The sequence below is a fragment of the Bacillus timonensis genome (genome assembly GCF_000285535.1).
Taxonomy (GTDB): domain Bacteria; phylum Bacillota; class Bacilli; order Bacillales; family Bacillaceae_L; genus Ferdinandcohnia; species Ferdinandcohnia timonensis.
This window is the reverse complement of sequence record NZ_HE610987.1, coordinates 232152-249581: the sequence shown is the minus strand read 5'-3', so window position 1 is coordinate 249581 and position 17430 is coordinate 232152. Positions and strand designations below refer to the sequence as shown.

Sequence of the window (17430 nt, the reverse complement as noted above, 5' to 3'; positions counted from 1 at the left end):
ATCTACATGAGATTAATACCTAAACGATTTAAACATAATAGCCTATTTTATAAAATGTTTCTTATTACGATAGTCATCATCGTTACAATTTCCGTACTTATTACCTGGACCACAATCCGTATGTCAGAGAAGTTTTTTATTGATAAGTTTAGTTTTAACAATAGTAAGGTAATGGATCAGATAAATGAGAGCTTAGGTACATTTCAATACTCCATTGTTATCGCTTCAAATAGCCTAATGCAAAACGGAACGATTAAAAGTTTTCTCACTGGAGAGCACTCAAATGCCATGTTGGGTAGATATTATTTTGATTTAAAAAAACAATTGAACACGATTAAAACAAGTGTAGAAGCATATGATGTTGGTATTATGATTTATGGGTTGAACGGTGTCAGTTATGCAACAGATAGACCTTCATGGGTCAAAACAGACAAAGAATTAAAAAAACACTTCATTACAACCAATACACTTCAAGAACCTAAAAAAATGTTATTTCATCTTGAAAAACAAAAGGATGGTGGACAGGAAGATTGGGTTATTATCGCTTCAAAGACCTTTATGGAACGAACTTCTCACTATATTTATGGAGTGATGTATTTTACGATTCAAGAGAAGAATTTCAAAAAGTTCTATAGTAGCTATACGAGCTTAGGTAATGATGTGTTAGTTATGGATCGGTCTGGTACGATTATTTCGAGTAATCGTAATGACTTTATCGGGAATAAAGAAGAGGAGCTCCTGGGATATGTAAGCCAATTAGAGGAGCAAAAGCTAGATTATTTGGAAACGGATTTTAAGGGTAAGGATCATATTATCATGGCTGAATATCTACCTACCTTTAATTTGTATATGGTTAATTTAATTGATAAAAAAGCAACATTTGAAAATATGATAGATAAAAAATCAATTGTTCTAATATGCATACTATTTATTTTTTTAGCCATTATTATTGTATTCTTTGCTTCGAGGAAGTTAACAAATTCGTTGTCAAATCTCGTTAAACAAATTGAAAATACGCCGAAAAATGACTTTGATCATTATATACCAGTTACGGGAACGTACGAAACAAGACAAATTGGTCAAGCTTTTAACTCTATGCTTGATGAGTTACATGAATATGTGAATAAACTCGTATTGAGTCAAAAGCAGAAACGTAATGCTGAATTAGCAGCACTGCAACAACAGATTAATCCACATTTCTTATATAATACGCTAACTTCAATTAAATTTATGGTCCAGCAAGGTGGGAAAGACGAGGCAACTGAAATGGTTAATGCGTTGATATCCTTATTGCAAAATACGATAGGCAATATTAGTGAAACCATAACGGTGAGACAAGAAATAGACAATTTAAAAAGCTATGTTTTAATTAATCAAAAACGGTATGGTGAAAGAATTAGAGTAAATTATTTCATTGAGCCTGAGTGTAGTGAAATTCTAATACCTAAACTAATTTTACAGCCTTTTATTGAAAACTCCTTTTTTCATGGTTTTAATAAAAAGAGTGGTGGTACGGTGAATGTACTCATTTGGAAAGACGGAGCTACTCTTATTTGTGAGGTACTTGATAATGGTGATGGAATGGAAGCAACAGCAGATAACAAACTTCCAGGTACAAAACGAAAAAGAGAAATGTTTAGTGGTATAGGTGTTCGAAATGTCAATGAACGTATCCAACTGATATATGGTGACAACTATGGCGTTACAATCTCAAGCACGATAGGTGAAGGGACAAAAATCCGCATAACACTTCCAATCCAAAAAAACTAAAAAAATGCCAGAATCTAAAAATAATACAAGTTAATAAATGGAAGCGTATTCAATAGACAAAAATATCACAAATTTACAAAAATATTGTCCTAACTGCTACTCTCTAAGTGATGATACCATAGTAATTGTAAGAAAGATAACGCTTACAAAAAAAGATAATCTTAGGGGGTATTAAGATGAAAAAAGTATTGGCTCTATTAATGGTAAGTATGCTTTTGTTGGCTGCTTGTTCTTCGGGGTCATCAAATGGCACTGAGTCAAAGGAGAACTCAGATACGAATGAGATTACTGTTTGGGCATGGGATCCAAATTTTAACATTAAAGCATTAGAATTAGCAAAAGAAGCTTATGCATCTGAGAATCCAGACCTGAAAGTTAACGTTATTGAAAATGCTCAAGATGACATTGTTCAAAAACTAAATACTAGCTTAAGTTCTGGTACTACAAAGGGATTACCAAATATTGTGTTAATTGAAGATTACCGAGCAAAAAGTTTCCTACAAGCCTATCCTGACATGTTCCATCCACTTACTGGTTCTTATAATACAGAGGATTTTGTTCAGTACAAAGTGGAAGCTACTAGTGTAGATAATGAAAACTACGGTCTTCCATTTGATACGGGAGTAACTGGATTATACGTAAGAACGGATTATTTGGCAGAAGCAGGCTATACAGTTGAAGATTTACAAAACATCGACTGGAAAGAATATATTGAAATTGGAAAGAAAGTAAAAGAAGCAACAGGTAAAAGATTACTGACTAACGACCCAAATGATTTAGGAATTCTTCGCACGATGATTCAGTCTGCTGGGAAGTGGTATGTGAAGGAAGATGGTACTACACCTGATTTAGCTGATAATGAAGCTCTTAAACTATCATTTGAAATTTATAAGGAACTTGTAGATAATGATTTAATGAATTTCCACTCAGACTGGAATCAGTTCTTAGCAACATTTAATGGTGGAGAAGTTGCAACAGTTACTACTGGTAACTGGATAACCCCTTCAATAAAGGCTGAAGCTTCACAATCAGGAAAATGGGCGGTTGTGCCTCATCCTAGTCTTCCAGGTATGGAATCAGTAAATGCTTCAAACTTAGGGGGCGCATCTTGGTACGTATTAGATGTTCCTGGTAAAGAAAAAGCAGTAGATTTCCTAACAAAGACTTTTGGTTCTAATGTAGATTTATATCAGAAGTTAGTTACTGAGATTGGTGCAATCGGTACTTATATCCCAGCAGCAGAGGGAGAAGCATATAAAACAGAAGATGAATACTTTGGTGGTCAGTCAATTATCTCTGATTTTTCTAAATGGGCTGAAGAAATACCACAAGTTAACTATGGTATGCACACATATGCGATTGAGGATATTTTAGTTGTTGCCATGCAGAATTACCTTGATGGTCAAGATTTAGATAAAGTATTAGAAGAAGCACAACAACAAGCGGAAACTCAAATCAAATAATCATTTTAAAAGTAAATAAGCCTCGGAACTGGCCAGCTCTCTTCACGGGATAACTAAGTAATAGAATGCGTGTGGTGGGCTCTTCCGAGGCTATTCTTATACTGAAATGTAGGGGGTTGAAAAAGTTGATACCAGCAGCTACGAAGCAGACTATTCAGCCGAAACCAAGAAAACAATATAATAAATTTCGCTTAAAAAGTGGACTAATCGGCTGGTCCTTTATTTCCATAGCAACGGTCATGATATGTGTATTTTATTTCTACCCAATGGTTCAAGCGCTCATCCTTTCTTTTCAATCAGGTGCTGGAACAAATTTACAATTCATCGGATTCGATAATTACCTAAGGTTATTTACTGACCCGACATTTATAACGGCAGTGAAAAATACGGTCATATATCTTATCATCCAGGTACCTATCATGATTATTTTGGCCTTGCTTATATCTGTTATGTTAAATGATAAGAAATTGAAGCTAAAAGGATTTTTCCGAACAGCAATCTTTTTACCTTGTATTACATCTCTTGTAGCGTATTCTGTTGTATTCAAATATTTATTTGGTACAGACGGCATCATTAACAAAATGCTTATCAATTTTTCATTCATATCAGAGCCCATTCAATGGCTAACGGATCCTTTTTGGGCAAAAGTAACCATTATTATTGCAATAACATGGCGTTGGACAGGATACAATATGATTTTCTATTTATCTGCTCTTCAAAACGTGGATAACTCCATTTACGAAGCAGCTAAAATGGATGGTGCAAATGCATTTCAACAATTCTTTAAAATTACCATTCCAATGCTAAAGCCCATTATTTTATTTACATCTATCACATCAACTATCGGAACGCTTCAGTTGTTTGATGAAGTAATGAATATAACAAAGGGTGGGCCAGGAAATTCGACGTTAACCATTTCTCAGTATATTTATAATCTATCATTCAAATATACTCCTGACTTCGGTTATGCTGCGACTGTCTCATATGCAATTGTGATTATGATCGTCTTCTTTTCTATCATTCAGTTTAAGGTAGCAGGTGATAAAAATGCATAAAATTAAACGAGTCTTCGTTTATATCATTCTATCAATCTTTACAATTGTTTCTATCTTTCCATTTTTATGGATGATTGTAAGTGCAACGAATAAATCTGTGGATGTGACAAAAGGAAGATTATTGCCTGGAACTCATTTGTTTGAAAACTTCCAGAACCTTTTAAATTCGGTAGACCTTGTTCCAGCGTTAACAAACTCAGCAATTATATCCATTGCTACTACCCTACTTTCTTTAATTATCGCATCTCTTGCTGGTTACGGTTTCGAAATATACAGAAGTAAGGCAAAGGATGTTGTATTTAATATATTGCTTCTTTCGATGATGATTCCTTTTGCTGCACTAATGATACCGCTATTTCGAATGTTTGGGACAATCTCTCAAATTGCACCGGGGATTGGTATTGATACATTAACATCCGCAATGTTACCAAGTATTACAACCGCTTTTCTCATTTTTTTCTTTAGACAAAATACAAAGATGTTTCCGAGAGAGCTACTTGAAGCGGGAAGAATGGATGGTTTAACAGAGATTGGTGTTTTCTTCCGTATTTATGTACCTACGATGAAAACAACATATGCCGCAGCTGCCATTATTACATTCATGGCAAGCTGGAATAATTATTTGTGGCCACTTGTTGTTCTACAGTCTCCTGAAAATCATACAATTCCATTACTCATATCAAACCTTGGTTCTAGTCATTCGCCTGACTTCGGAATTATTATGACAACAATTGTGATTGCAACTTTACCTACAGCACTCATCTTCTTCTTGCTTCAAAAGCATTTCGTAGCAGGAATGATGGGGTCAGTAAAATAAATAACCTACGTTTAGTAGATAATTAGAAAGGGAGAATACGAGTATGACCAAAACTAAAGAAACAAAACAAGTGCAAGTTCCATCTATAGATTGGCTTACTGATTTAAATGTGTTTGCAGTTAATAGGATTCCTGCACATTCTGATCATGTGTATTATGAAACAATGGCAGAAGCAAAAAAAGCTTTAGCAATGAACATGCGTCATGATTTGAACGGAAATTGGAAATTTACTTATTCAATTAATCCAGACTCAAGACCAGAGCGTTTTTATGAACTTGATTTTGAATGCTCTGCTTGGGATGATATCGTAGTTCCAGGACATATTCAGTTGCAAGGATATGGAACTCCACAATATGTGAATACAATCTATCCATGGGATGGGCATAGCGATGTACGTCCACCAGAAATACCGAAAGATGTGAATCCAGTTGGCAGTTATGTGAAGTATTTTGAGGTACCTAAGAACATGGAAAATAAGCCTGTTTATTTATCATTTCAAGGTGTTGAGTCAGCTTTCTTTGTTTGGTTAAATGGTGAATTTGTTGGCTACAGTGAAGATAGCTTCACACCAGCTGAATTTGAATTAACTCCATTTTTAACAGAAGGAGATAATAAACTTGCGGTTGAGGTATTCCAAAGAAGTACTGGTAGTTGGCTTGAAGACCAAGACTTTTGGAGATTTTCAGGGATTTTTAGGGATGTATATCTATATACTGTACCTGAGATTCATGCACAGGATATCCACATTCATACGGATCTTGACTCAACCTATAGGAATGGAGAGCTTAAAGTAGATGTAAAGCTTCTACCAAACATTCCTGTTGGTTCCAAATTAATAGCTGAGCTGTGTGATAATAACGGAAACCTAGTTACAAAAAAGAGTAGAGACCTTTCTGGTGAAAATAATTCAGTATCGATGGAAGTGGATGCTCCAAAACTATGGAGTGCGGAAAACCCATATCTATATACACTCTATCTCCAAATCTATAACGCATCGGGGGCACTCGTTGAGGCAATTCCACAAAAGGTAGGATTCCGAAAGTTCGAGCTTGTTGATAAAATCATGCGCCTAAATGGTGAAAGAATTGTATTCAAAGGCGTAAATCGTCATGAATTCAACCATCGTAGAGGCCGTGCAATTACAAAAGAAGATATGCTGTGGGATATTAAAACACTAAAACAACATAACATAAATGCGGTTCGTACTTCTCATTATCCAAATCAAAGTTATTGGTACGAGTTATGTGACGAATATGGTATCTATGTGATTGATGAAATGAACTTGGAAACACATGGATCGTGGCAAAAGATGGGGGCCGTTGAACCTTCATGGAATATACCAGGAAACAAACCTGAATGGAATGATATTGTCCTAGATCGAGCAGTTTCAATGGTTCAAAGAGATAAAAATCATCCATCCATATTAATTTGGTCTTGTGGTAATGAGTCTTATGCAGGTGAGGTAATCCAAAATGTTACCCGTTATTTCAAGTCTGTTGATCCAAGCCGACTTGTGCACTATGAAGGTGTATTCCATAATCGTGATTATAACGATAGTAGTGATATGGAAAGTCGTATGTATGCAAAGCCAGCAGACATTGAGAAATATTTGAATGATAACCCGGAAAAGCCTTATATAAGCTGTGAGTATATGCATGCGATGGGGAATTCTCTCGGGGGGATGGAAAAATATACGGCTCTTGAAAATAAATATCTGATGTATCAAGGTGGATTTATTTGGGATTATATTGATCAATCTCTTATAAAGAAAGATCGTTATGGTAACGAGTTCCTGGCATACGGAGGAGATTTTGGAGATCGTCCTACAGATTATGGTTTCTGTACGAATGGAATTGTCTATTCCAATCGAGAGCTGTCACCAAAGATGCAGGAAGTAAAATTTTTATATCAAAATATTAAACTTAATGTTGATAAGAATGGGGTCACCATTAAAAATGAAAGTCTATTTGAGGCTACATCTGACTATGATTTGGAATACATTCTATTCTTAGAAGGAAAAGAATTGTATCGGAATCAGGAGCAAGTGGTTATCCTGCCGCAAAGTCAAGGTCGTGTTGAATATAAATGGCCGACTGAGTTACTAAATGAAGCTGGTGAATATGTCATCCATGCATCAATGAAAGTAAGAGAAGAGAAGCTTTGGGCGGAAGCTGGTTATGAAATTGCCTTTGGCCAATATGTGTTTGAGGAGAAAAAACAAGTTTCTCAGATTCCTAGTGGAAATCTAAGAGTAGCATACGGTACTCAAAACGTGGGTGTCCATGGTACCGATTTTACAATCATGTTTTGTAGAAAGGCTGGAAGTCTAATTTCAATGAAATATGGAGGCAGAGAGATGATTGAGGCTCCACTACTTCCACTATTTTGGAGAGCGACTACCGATAATGATAGAGGGTTTTCCCAAGGTTATACATCAGGGTGTTGGTATGCAGCAAGCCTAGCACGTCAATCTGTTTTATTAGATGTAGAAGAATACAAAGATAAAATTGAGGTTACTTTTATCTATAAGTTTTCAATTCACTCAGAAATCGAAGTTAAGAATACTTTTACAGTATTAGCGGATGGAAGTGTACGCGTTAAATCAATCTATCATGGTGCTGACGGTCTTCCACAAATGCCAATTTTTGCAGTATCATTCAAAGTTTCTGCGGATTACGACCAATTAGAGTGGTACGCAATGGGACCTGACGAGAATTATTCAGATCGCACAGCTGGGGCAAGACTTGGAGTATTTACCAATAAGGTGGCAGACAATTTATCTGGATATGTAAAACCTCAAGAGTCTGGAAATCGCACTGGCGTACGCTGGGTAACTCTTTCAAATAGTGACGGGCACGGTATCAAAATTTCTTCTACATCTCGTCCAGTAGAATGTAATTTTTCACCATATACTGCCTTTGAATTAGAAAATGCGGCACATCATTATGAACTGCCGAATGTGCACTATACTGTTGTAACAGTAGCGGGCAAACAAATGGGTGTTGGTGGTGATGACAGCTGGGGAGCACCAGTTTATCCAGAACATACTTTGAAGGCAAATGAAGACATGGAATTTGAATTTATGATACAACCAATAAAACAATAATGTGATAGGAAAGAGCTTGAATAAAACCTCAGGCTCTTTCCTTGTATTTATTGAAGATGAGCAAGCTTTGGAGGGATAGATGTATGCATATATTTGTTAACGAACAATCTAATCAATTTCATTTAACGAACGGAAAGATTAGTTATATATTTCATGTGCTTAAGAATGGAAGCCTTGGCCATTTATACTTTGGAAAGGCTATCAACCATCGTGACGATTTCTCACATCTTCAAAAGGATGACGTTCCTACACCAGCTAGTTGTCACTACTTCCAAGATGATCCTGCTTTTTCATTAGAAACAACTCGCCAAGAATTTCCTGTTTATGGGAAAGGTGACTTCCGTGATGCTGCGATCGAACTTGAAACAAGTGACGGTAGAATGGGAAATCAATATACATACAAGGATTATAAAATTTTACGAGGAAAACCAAAACTAGAAGGCTTACCTGCTACCTATGCGAATGAAAATGAGGCAACAACTTTAATGATTAGGTTATTTGATGAAACAACAGATACTGAATTATTTCTATCATATGCCATCTTTCATCACTTTCCTGTTATCACAAGAAGTGTAGCTTTAAAAAATACAGGTTTACATGACCTGTATATTAAAAAGATAATGAGCTCCTCTATCGACTTTCCAGATAGCGATTTTTCAATGGTGCACTTATCTGGAACTTGGTCAAGAGAAAGACATATAAAAGAACGTAAATTGGTTGAAGGAACTCACTCTATTGCAAGTATACGTGGAGCAAGTTCGCATCATCATAATCCATTTATCGCGCTGAAAAGAAACGATACAACAGAGCATATGAATGAAGTATATGGGTTTAATTTTATCTATAGTAGTAATTTTTTAGCTCAGGTTGAGGTCGATCATTATCAAATGATGAGAGTAATGATGGGGATTCACCCACATCAGTTTAAGTGGAAGTTAGCATCTGATGAAAGTTTCCAAGCTCCCGAAGTCGTAATGGTATATTCTCATGAGGGGTTAAATGGAATGAGTCAAACCTTCCATGATTTATACCGAAATCAGTTAATCCGAGATCCATGGAAAACAAATGATCGGCCAATTTTGATCAACAATTGGGAAGCAACTTATTTTGATTTTAACGAAGAAATGCTAGTTAATATTGCTGAAAGTGCAAAGGAACTTGGTATAGAGTTGTTTGTATTAGATGATGGTTGGTTTGGGAAACGAAACGATGATACTTCTTCGCTTGGAGATTGGTTTGAAAACGAAGTGAAATTACCGAATGGTTTACCCTCACTTGCACAAAAGTTGAATACTATTGGGATGAAATTTGGATTATGGTTTGAGCCTGAAATGATAAGTCCGAGTAGTGAACTATTTAATGCTCATCCTGAATGGGTAGTAGGTAGACAAGGAGAGCATCTAACATTTGGCCGTAATCAGCTTGTATTGGACTTCTCCAATAATGATGTAATAGAGTACATTTATGAGAAAATGGCAGGCATCATTAGAAATACACGGCTAAGCTATATTAAATGGGATATGAACCGTAATATCACTGATGCTTATTCGGCGGCACTGGGACTTGAACAACAAGGAGAATTCTTCCATCGTTATATCCTTGGTGTGTACGCTTTATATGAAAGATTAACAAATGAATTTCCTGAGGTATTAATTGAATCCTGCGCCGGTGGGGGTGGCAGGTTTGACCCTGGTATGTTTTATTACGCGCCACAAGCATGGACAAGTGATGACACAGATCCAGTTGAACGATTAAAAATCCAGTACGGGACTTCACTTGTGTATCCAATCTATAGTATGGGTTCTCATGTCTCTGCTGCACCGAACCATCAAACAAGGCGTTCTACATCAATTGATACAAGGGCCAATACTGCCTATTTTGGGACGTTCGGATACGAGCTGAATCCACTTGAGTTAAGTGACGATGAAAGAAAAATCATTAAAGAGCAGGTTAAATTCTATAAAAGGCATCGAAAACTTGTACGAGATGGGGATTTTTATCGCCTATTAAGTCCCTTTGAAAACAATGAAACAGCGTGGATGATTGTTTCTAAGGACAAGTCAGAAGCCTTAGTGGGTTGGTATAAAGTACTCGCAACTCCAAATCCAAAGAAACAACAAGTTCTTAAACTAAAGGGGTTAAACCCAAACAACTTATATGAATTAGAAAACATTGGGGGAGCTTTTTATGGCGATGAATTAATGTATCACGGTGCTACCCTACCAACTGAATTTAATGGTTCAAATCAACACATGGCACAACGAGGAGGAGATTATCAATCAACAGTTTACTACTTGAAAGCCAGGGCGAATATGTAGCTGTTGTATGGATCAAAAAGACTGTAGGAATTGCACTTGACGGGTTTACTTTAAACGTGCAAACATATATTTAACATATAGCAAAACGCACTTTGAATTCACAATCTAATTCAAAGTGCGTTTTTTATTGGTTTATCAACATTTTGGAGGGGGTTAAATAGCTGGCTTTTTCCTAATCCACATCGTAAATCACAAGATTTGAAAGAATTTTTGGAGGCTGTGAGGATTTTTTACGATTTAATACGTGAATTATGTTGGGATCACGAAGATTTGTTGGATTTAATTTCAATTGGCTAAATTCTGCACATAGACACCTTTATGATTAGTGAAGTTGAGAAGATATACCTCGTTGATGAGCATCAGCGAAGGTCCCCTCAACGCATTACTATCGAGTGATATTCAAAATAACTGAACATTTTCCTGTTAAACTGCAAAATAGAGCTCGGGTCGGGGGATATAAACGGAGATTTTCCGATTAACCAAAGAAAAATTGCCTTTTTACCCTACTTTGGAGTCAATAGTCGGAATCTCTCCGTCTATTTAAGTTAATTTTAGTGTTTTTTTCTAAATAGTAGAAATTTCTCCGCTTATTTATCAACCCGCTTTAGCAACTAATGAAGTTGTAGGCTTGCGTGTGGTTTCGTGAAAAACACCGAAAAGACATAGAGGTATTTGAATCTCTTAGCCTTTTGACAGTGAAATATACTCTGAAGTTATACAGTTTGATCTTTGATTTGTTCTCCGCTTTACCTTTTTACACCTCATAAGTAAACCAGTCAAATCACACTACAGTCTCCTTTGATAAGTCCTTTGTTTTCGCTTATTATAATTTCTAAAAACCAATATCAATCAAAAACATCCACCATTAATTTTTCTGCAATAAGTCTATAATGATCGGCTTTAAAATGTATTCCGTCACTTAGATTCCCCTTAATCGGAATCTCTGTGCCGTTAACATAATGGACATTTTCTTCTTGGGCTAAGAATTGGATGGCATTTGTATAGTGTACCTGCGTTTTATTTGCGTTATTTTTTTTACTTGTAACGGTTGTTGCCGAGATAAGGACTACTTCAATTCCTTTTTCCTTCATCATTTGTAGTAATTGATGATTATTTTCACGGTAATGGTCAACTGGGACGGGGAGCGCGTTTGGACTATATTTGTTATGTCCTCTAGCATCATTTATGCCAAACATCAAAATGACTAAATCCGGCTTATATCTAAGAACTTCTTTTTTAACATTTTCTATGGCCTGAATTGAAGTCCACCCAGGATGACCATTATTGATAACCTTTATCTGACGATAGCCGAACTTTTTTCTGAGCTCTTTTTCAAGGACTTTTGGATATGGATTTTTCACTTGCTTTATTTTCCCACTTGTCGCATCACGTTCATATCCCCATGTAATTGAATCACCGTAGGCAACAATCGTTACAGGTTGATGGCTATGAAGTTTTTGAATGATTGAAGTCTCTTTTGATTCCAAATCAGCTGCTTTACTTGTCTGTTGAAAGGGAAACAGTTCAACATTTCCATTACCTACAATAACTATCAACACACAGATGAATATGGGTACAAAATAAAATAGGCGAATACTTTTCCACATCCTCATTTAAGTCTCCTTCTCTAGTTGGCTATACTATTACTATTTACGAATGCTGCGAAATTACTACAGTAGTGACGCGGGGACAGGTACCGCGTCCCATCATCACTACCAGTAAACGAATCTTTTCGTGGAGGAAAATAAACTTCTACTTTTACTCGTCATCTTCTAGCCATTTGCCATCCACAAATTTGCGGTTCATGTCTTTTTTTATTTTTCGGTATTCTTTACTTTTAAATATAATGTCAAAGTCATAATCGGGTGGGTAGAGATCCGCAGCCGATATTTTCAACTCTATTCTCTTATAGTTGAACGTTCTTTTCTCTCCTTTTAATTGTACAATATAATCACCATAATCGTTGGGTCCTTTATAAACAATTCCAGTTTCACCGGTTGCAAGGATAAGGACGTTGTCTCCTTGGTTGAAAATGGTTACCTTTGATGCAGGTAGTTCTTGTTTACTTTTTCCTACGTTACTATGTGCATACTTATTTACAATGACTTGCTTTTGATAGGAAGGTGATTGTAAGGTTTCCTGTGTAATGTTTTGATGATAGTCCTTTTCCTCTTGATACGCTTTTTGATGAGCACGTTCGAGCAGAGTAGGGTGCATCCCTAGTTTTGCTGCTATATCAAACGCTTGACTTTGACCACTTTTACCGAGTAATAATCTGTATGTCGGTTGTAATGTTTGAATATCAAACTCCATAGAGCCATTTAAAAAACCTTCCGTTTCATCAGCGAACTTTTTCATTTCACTATAATGGGTAGTCGCAAATAAAGTGGCGCCTTTTTCATAAAGTTGCTCCAAAATAACTATGGCGAGGGCCATTCCTTCCCTAGGATCAGTACCAGAACCTAGTTCATCAATTAATACGAGTGATGAATCGTTTGTCATTTGTAAAATTTCAATGATATTGACCATTCGGGAGCTAAACGTACTTAAGTTCTGCTCGATACTTTGTCCATCCCCAATATCAACAAAGATATGTTGAAAGATAGCAATTTCACTACCTTTTTTTGCCGGAATAGGGAGACCGGATTGCGCCATCAATGTTAGAAGTCCAACCGTTTTTAATGTAACTGTTTTTCCGCCGGTGTTTGGGCCAGTAATGACAAGTGCCCGTTCTTTATCTCCAATAGGAATCGTGAGCGGAATGGCATTGTTTCCAAGCATCGGATGACGCGCTTCCTTAAGATGAATCTGAAATTCTTCGTTTATTGTTGGGATAGTAGCATGAATTTTTCGACTGTAGTTCGCTTTGGCGAAAAGAACATCATAATGGTGCATGGTCTCAACAGCAATCTGAATAACCTGTTCATGTGAAAGAAACAGCTGGGTTAGCTCATATAAAATCCGCTCTACCTCAGTTTCTTCCGCAATTTTAATGAGTTCAATTTCCTCCTGGAGCGTGCTAAGCTCAACAGGTTCTATAAAAAGTGTAGAGCCAGAAGCTGATGTATCTAAAACAGTTCCTTGGATCTTCTTCCTATATTCTTTTTTTACAGCAAGAACATAACGACCAGATCGTTCTGAAATGTTTGTATCTTGCAGGTAAGGAGCAATTCTTCCACTTCTTACTAGCGACTGTGCTTTCTCCTTTAATTTTTCTTGCCCGGTGGCGAGATGTCGTCGCAAATAGTTAAGGTCGCTTGATGCATAATCATCGACATGGCCATTTCGTAAACAACGGCTAATTTCTGTTTCTAGTTCTGATACATCACCAATTGATGCAGCATACAGGCTTACAGTTGGACCTGCATATTCCTTATCTTTCATAAATTGCTTGAGTTTTTGACAATGGTCCAGGAAAGAGACAATCCGAGTAAATTGGTCTACTTTTAGAGCCATGCCTTTTTTGGCTTGGTCGATGTATTGTCCGATTTGGTCCAAAGAGTGAATCGGGATACTCCCACTGATTGCAAGGATGTTCATTGCTTCTGTAATTTCATGTAACGAATGTTCAATTTTCTTTTTGTTTTGGGTTGGCCTTAGAGAAAGAAGGGTTTCTTTTCCTCTGTTTGTTTTTGCGAATTGTGAAATCTCATTCAAAATTTGATAATATCCTAATGCTTCCATTGTTTGAGTATTCAATGGTAAGTCCTCCTTTTTATATGTGGAAATTTAGTTCATGAGGACTTGTTCACGGGCCGAATACAAAAAAGCCGTCATGAACTAAGCGCTCATGACGGCAGAAGATAGACCGTTGGCATGAAATGGTTTTGTTGGTTTTTGAGCACAAAAAAACCATGACAAACATGCCATAGCAGATCTATTTTTCATAGCTATGATGCGTGTTCTTAACTTTCCAAAAGAAGCCACAGTGAAATAAACATAGCAATTGCTACGTTTTTGCTTCTTCCAGCTATCCAATTATGGATTAGTTAAGAACCACCGATAACATAAACTCATACCCCTTTATATAAGGCATTTTTTTACTACACTACCTTTATATCCTATGTTTGTTTTAGTTGTCAAGTTCAAGTTATTTGCTGTGAATGTGCTAATTGGGGAAATGAGGAAAGAAACACGTGATAATTAAGCAATGACTTTGAGCAAACTATCCTTTGAGGGAAGTGAGGGTAAAAAAGCATTTCCCTAAAGAGGAGGTGGAATAATTGGCTGACAACAAACGAAATCGCGATGATATCAATGCTGGTGAGGCACTAGGAACAGGTGCTGGTGCCACTGCTGGCGCAGTAGTTGGATCGGTATTAGGTCCACTTGGTACAGTTGCAGGAGCAGTTGCCGGAGGTGCCTTGGGCAATAAGGTGGGCGAAGGTGCCGATGAAACGATGGACCGAGAAAAAAAGCAGTAGTTCTACCCATACTTAATTTTGTTGCAAAAAGACTCCCTTAAGGGGGTCTTTTTAGGTTAAAAATTTTCATTGACAATGAAATAAAACAGGAGTAAATTCTCATTATTAATTCAAAAAAATAATCCGAACACCTTTTATTCGCTGAATCAATTTTTGAACGGGGAAACCATTTTTTGGATAGGTTATCTATCCTTGGGGTGAATCTTACTTTTGTAAGAAGGGATACTCTCAATTCCTAATCCGACAGCTAACCTCGTAAGCGTTAGTCATCCATATCGAGAGAAAGGTCAAAGGTTTAACCTAAGACCATTCTATTTGTGATGGTCTTTTTTTGTTGGTGTTATGGAAGGAAAAGAGGAGAAGTTGGTTGAAGAAGACATTTGTTGTTATTGGATTAGGTCGGTTTGGAAGTGCAATATGTAGGGAATTAACCATGTTGGGTAATGAAGTATTAGCAATTGATAGTAACGAAGACAGGGTAAACAGTATGGTAAATGATTCAACAACAGCAGTCGTTGCAAATGCAACGGATGAAAATTCTCTGAAATCATTGGGGATAAGAAACTTTGATCTTGCGATTGTCGCTATCGGAGAGGATATGCAATCGAGTATCCACTGTACCTTATTACTCAAGGAGATGGGGATTAAGGTTTGGGTAAAAGCACAAAATGCCTACCACCAAAAGATTCTTGAAAAAATTGGAGCTGACCGGGTGATACATCCGGAACAAGATATGGGGATAAGGGTGGCGCACCAACTTCATTCTGAAAATATTATTGATTTTATTGAGTTGTCCAAAGATTACAGTATTGTCGAAGTAAAAGCAACTGAAAAAATAGGCTATAAATCAATCATCCAATTAGACATTCGTGCTAAATATGGTTGTACAGTATTGGCGATTAGAAGAGGAGAAGAGATTAACATTTCTCCGCATCCCGATGATATCCTTTATCAAGGTGATACATTGGTTGTGATGGGAAGTAATTTAGATATTCAACGTTTTGAAGAAAAAGGATTGTAGATTACATGATTTATAGAATTGGTGTGATAATCTATGAAATGTAAAAAACCAATAAAACTATCGCCTTATCAACTACTAATCTTTATCTTTTTGTTTTTTATCATTGTTGGGACAATATTGTTAAAGCTGCCGATTGCAACTACAACCTCAATTAGTTGGATTGATGCTTTATTTACCGTAACCTCTGCAATGACTGTAACGGGACTCGTTGTAGTGGATACACCGATAGTATTTACTACATTTGGGGAGATAGTAATTGTATCATTAATCCAAATTGGTGGATTAGGAATCATGTCTTTTGCGGTTCTCATCTATATGATGCTCGGTAAAAAGATTGGTTTGAAAGAACGAATCGTTATTCAGCAATCCTTAAACCAGTCTTCAATTGGTGGAGTAATTAAACTTGTTAAAAACCTGTTCATCTTTTCAATATCCATTGAATTCATCGGCTTGCTAATTTTAGCCATTAAATGGGTTCCTGAATATGGATGGGGGAAAGGGTTATATTTTAGCTTTTTTCACTCTATATCTGCATTTAATAATGCTGGTTTCGCCTTATGGTCAGATAATTTAATGGGATATGTAGGGGATCCCATCGTGAATATTGGGATTACTATACTATTTATAACCGGTGGCATTGGATTTACTGTATTGATGGACGTTTGGCATAATAAAAGCTTTAAAAAGCTAAGTCTACATTCCAAACTGATGATAATTGGTACATTTATTATTAACCTAGTTGCAGTATTTCTAGTGTTTGTATTGGAGTATCATAACCCTAAAACATTAGCAGGTTTACCTTCATTGTCAGATAAATTGTGGTCAGCCTATTTTCAAGGGGTGGTTACAAGAACGGCAGGATTTAACACATTAGATATAGCAGGTATAAACGAATCTACTTCCTTTTTAATGGTCATTTTAATGTTTATCGGAGCGGGTAGTGCTTCAACAGGTGGTGGAATCAAATTAACGACTTTTCTCGTTATCTTGTATGGAACTCTGTCATTTCTAAAAGGAAAACAAGATGTCGTCCTGTACAACAGGACATTACCTGGAGCTATTGTATTAAAAGCTTTAGCAATTTCGACTATGAGTCTTTTGTTTGTGATAGTAGCTGTGTTTATATTAAGTATTTCTGAGGACGCACCATTTGTAGTTTCCCTATTTGAAGTAGTATCTGCTTTTGGTACTGTTGGATTGTCGATGGGATTAACTTATTCATTGTCTTTTGTAGGAAAAGTAGTTATCATTTTTATGATGTTCTTTGGAAAAGTTGGTCCACTTACTCTTGCTTTTTCTTTAGCGAAACCTAAAGTGGATAAAATAAAATATCCAAAAGAGGAAATTTTAACTGGTTAATAAACTTTTGCATAAGAGGGGATGTCCGAAAAGTCGTGGAAACATGGCTTTTGAAGACATCCCTCTTTTCTATTGACTGTTAAGGGACGTTGGGACA

At 36.5% G+C, this 17430-nt stretch carries 11 protein-coding genes and 1 riboswitch; of the genes, 9 read left to right on the top strand and 2 right to left on the bottom strand.

Annotated elements, in window-relative coordinates; genetic code table 11:
• Positions 1–6 precede the first annotated feature (6 nt).
• The 6 genes from BTHG_RS15560 (at position 7) to BTHG_RS15535 (ending at position 10529) form a co-directional block, all read left to right on the top strand.
• A complete protein-coding gene (locus BTHG_RS15560) occupies positions 7–1770 on the top strand; it encodes a cache domain-containing sensor histidine kinase (protein ID WP_010677661.1) in 1764 nt (587 codons plus the stop codon).
• A 176-nt stretch (positions 1771–1946) separates the two neighbouring features.
• On the top strand, positions 1947–3233 hold the full coding sequence (locus BTHG_RS15555; protein WP_010677660.1) for an ABC transporter substrate-binding protein: 1287 nt from the start codon (positions 1947–1949) through the stop codon (positions 3231–3233).
• A gap of 152 nt (positions 3234–3385) precedes the next feature.
• Positions 3386–4288 (top strand): carbohydrate ABC transporter permease, encoded by a 903-nt coding sequence (locus tag BTHG_RS15550; protein ID WP_026021843.1) that lies wholly within the window; start codon positions 3386–3388, stop codon positions 4286–4288.
• Entirely contained in the window at positions 4281–5105 is an 825-nt protein-coding gene (locus BTHG_RS15545) for a carbohydrate ABC transporter permease (protein WP_010677658.1), read from the top strand. The genes BTHG_RS15550 and BTHG_RS15545 overlap by 8 nt, the downstream gene beginning before the upstream one ends.
• A gap of 43 nt (positions 5106–5148) precedes the next feature.
• Positions 5149–8211, top strand: coding sequence for a glycoside hydrolase family 2 TIM barrel-domain containing protein (locus BTHG_RS15540; protein WP_010677657.1), 3063 nt, complete (start codon positions 5149–5151; stop codon positions 8209–8211).
• An 83-nt stretch (positions 8212–8294) separates the two neighbouring features.
• Positions 8295–10529: an alpha-galactosidase gene (locus tag BTHG_RS15535; RefSeq protein ID WP_010677656.1), complete on the top strand. Its 2235-nt coding sequence runs from the start codon at positions 8295–8297 to the stop codon at positions 10527–10529.
• 845 nt (positions 10530–11374) lie between these two features.
• Here the strand turns inward: BTHG_RS15535 and BTHG_RS25920 are convergent.
• On the bottom strand, positions 11375–12142 hold the full coding sequence (locus BTHG_RS25920; protein WP_083849151.1) for an SGNH/GDSL hydrolase family protein: 768 nt from the start codon (positions 12140–12142) through the stop codon (positions 11375–11377).
• Positions 12143–12287: 145 nt separating this feature from the next.
• Positions 12288–14228 (bottom strand): endonuclease MutS2, encoded by a 1941-nt coding sequence (locus BTHG_RS15525; protein ID WP_010677654.1) that lies wholly within the window; start codon positions 14226–14228, stop codon positions 12288–12290.
• Between the two features lie 524 nt (positions 14229–14752).
• Between BTHG_RS15525 and BTHG_RS15520 the strand changes: the two genes are divergently transcribed.
• The 3 genes from BTHG_RS15520 to BTHG_RS15510 all read left to right on the top strand — a co-directional run bounded on the left by BTHG_RS15520 (position 14753) and on the right by BTHG_RS15510 (position 17333).
• A complete protein-coding gene (locus BTHG_RS15520; RefSeq protein WP_010677653.1) occupies positions 14753–14953 on the top strand; it encodes a glycine zipper domain-containing protein in 201 nt (66 codons plus the stop codon).
• Positions 14954–15082: 129 nt separating this feature from the next.
• Positions 15083–15230: riboswitch (cyclic di-AMP (ydaO/yuaA leader) on the top strand.
• A 90-nt stretch (positions 15231–15320) separates the two neighbouring features.
• Positions 15321–15974, top strand: a complete 654-nt coding sequence (locus BTHG_RS15515) for a potassium channel family protein (RefSeq protein ID WP_010677652.1) — start codon at positions 15321–15323, stop codon at positions 15972–15974.
• Between the two features lie 33 nt (positions 15975–16007).
• Positions 16008–17333 (top strand): TrkH family potassium uptake protein, encoded by a 1326-nt coding sequence (locus BTHG_RS15510; protein ID WP_010677651.1) that lies wholly within the window; start codon positions 16008–16010, stop codon positions 17331–17333.
• The last annotated feature ends 97 nt before the right edge of the window (positions 17334–17430 follow it).

Bases quoted from the DNA above. Each gene is read 5' to 3' on its own strand.
- BTHG_RS15560 (WP_010677661.1), top strand. From the start codon at position 7: ATGAGATTAATACCTAAACGATTTAAACATAATAGCCTATTTTATAAA.
- BTHG_RS15555 (WP_010677660.1), top strand. From the start codon at position 1,947: ATGAAAAAAGTATTGGCTCTATTAATGGTAAGTATGCTTTTGTTGGCT.
- BTHG_RS15545 (WP_010677658.1), top strand. From the start codon at position 4,281: ATGCATAAAATTAAACGAGTCTTCGTTTATATCATTCTATCAATCTTT.
- BTHG_RS15540 (WP_010677657.1), top strand. From the start codon at position 5,149: ATGACCAAAACTAAAGAAACAAAACAAGTGCAAGTTCCATCTATAGAT.
- BTHG_RS15535 (WP_010677656.1), top strand. From the start codon at position 8,295: ATGCATATATTTGTTAACGAACAATCTAATCAATTTCATTTAACGAAC.
- BTHG_RS25920 (WP_083849151.1), bottom strand. From the start codon at position 12,142: ATGAGGATGTGGAAAAGTATTCGCCTATTTTATTTTGTACCCATATTC.
- BTHG_RS15510 (WP_010677651.1), top strand. From the start codon at position 16,008: ATGAAATGTAAAAAACCAATAAAACTATCGCCTTATCAACTACTAATC.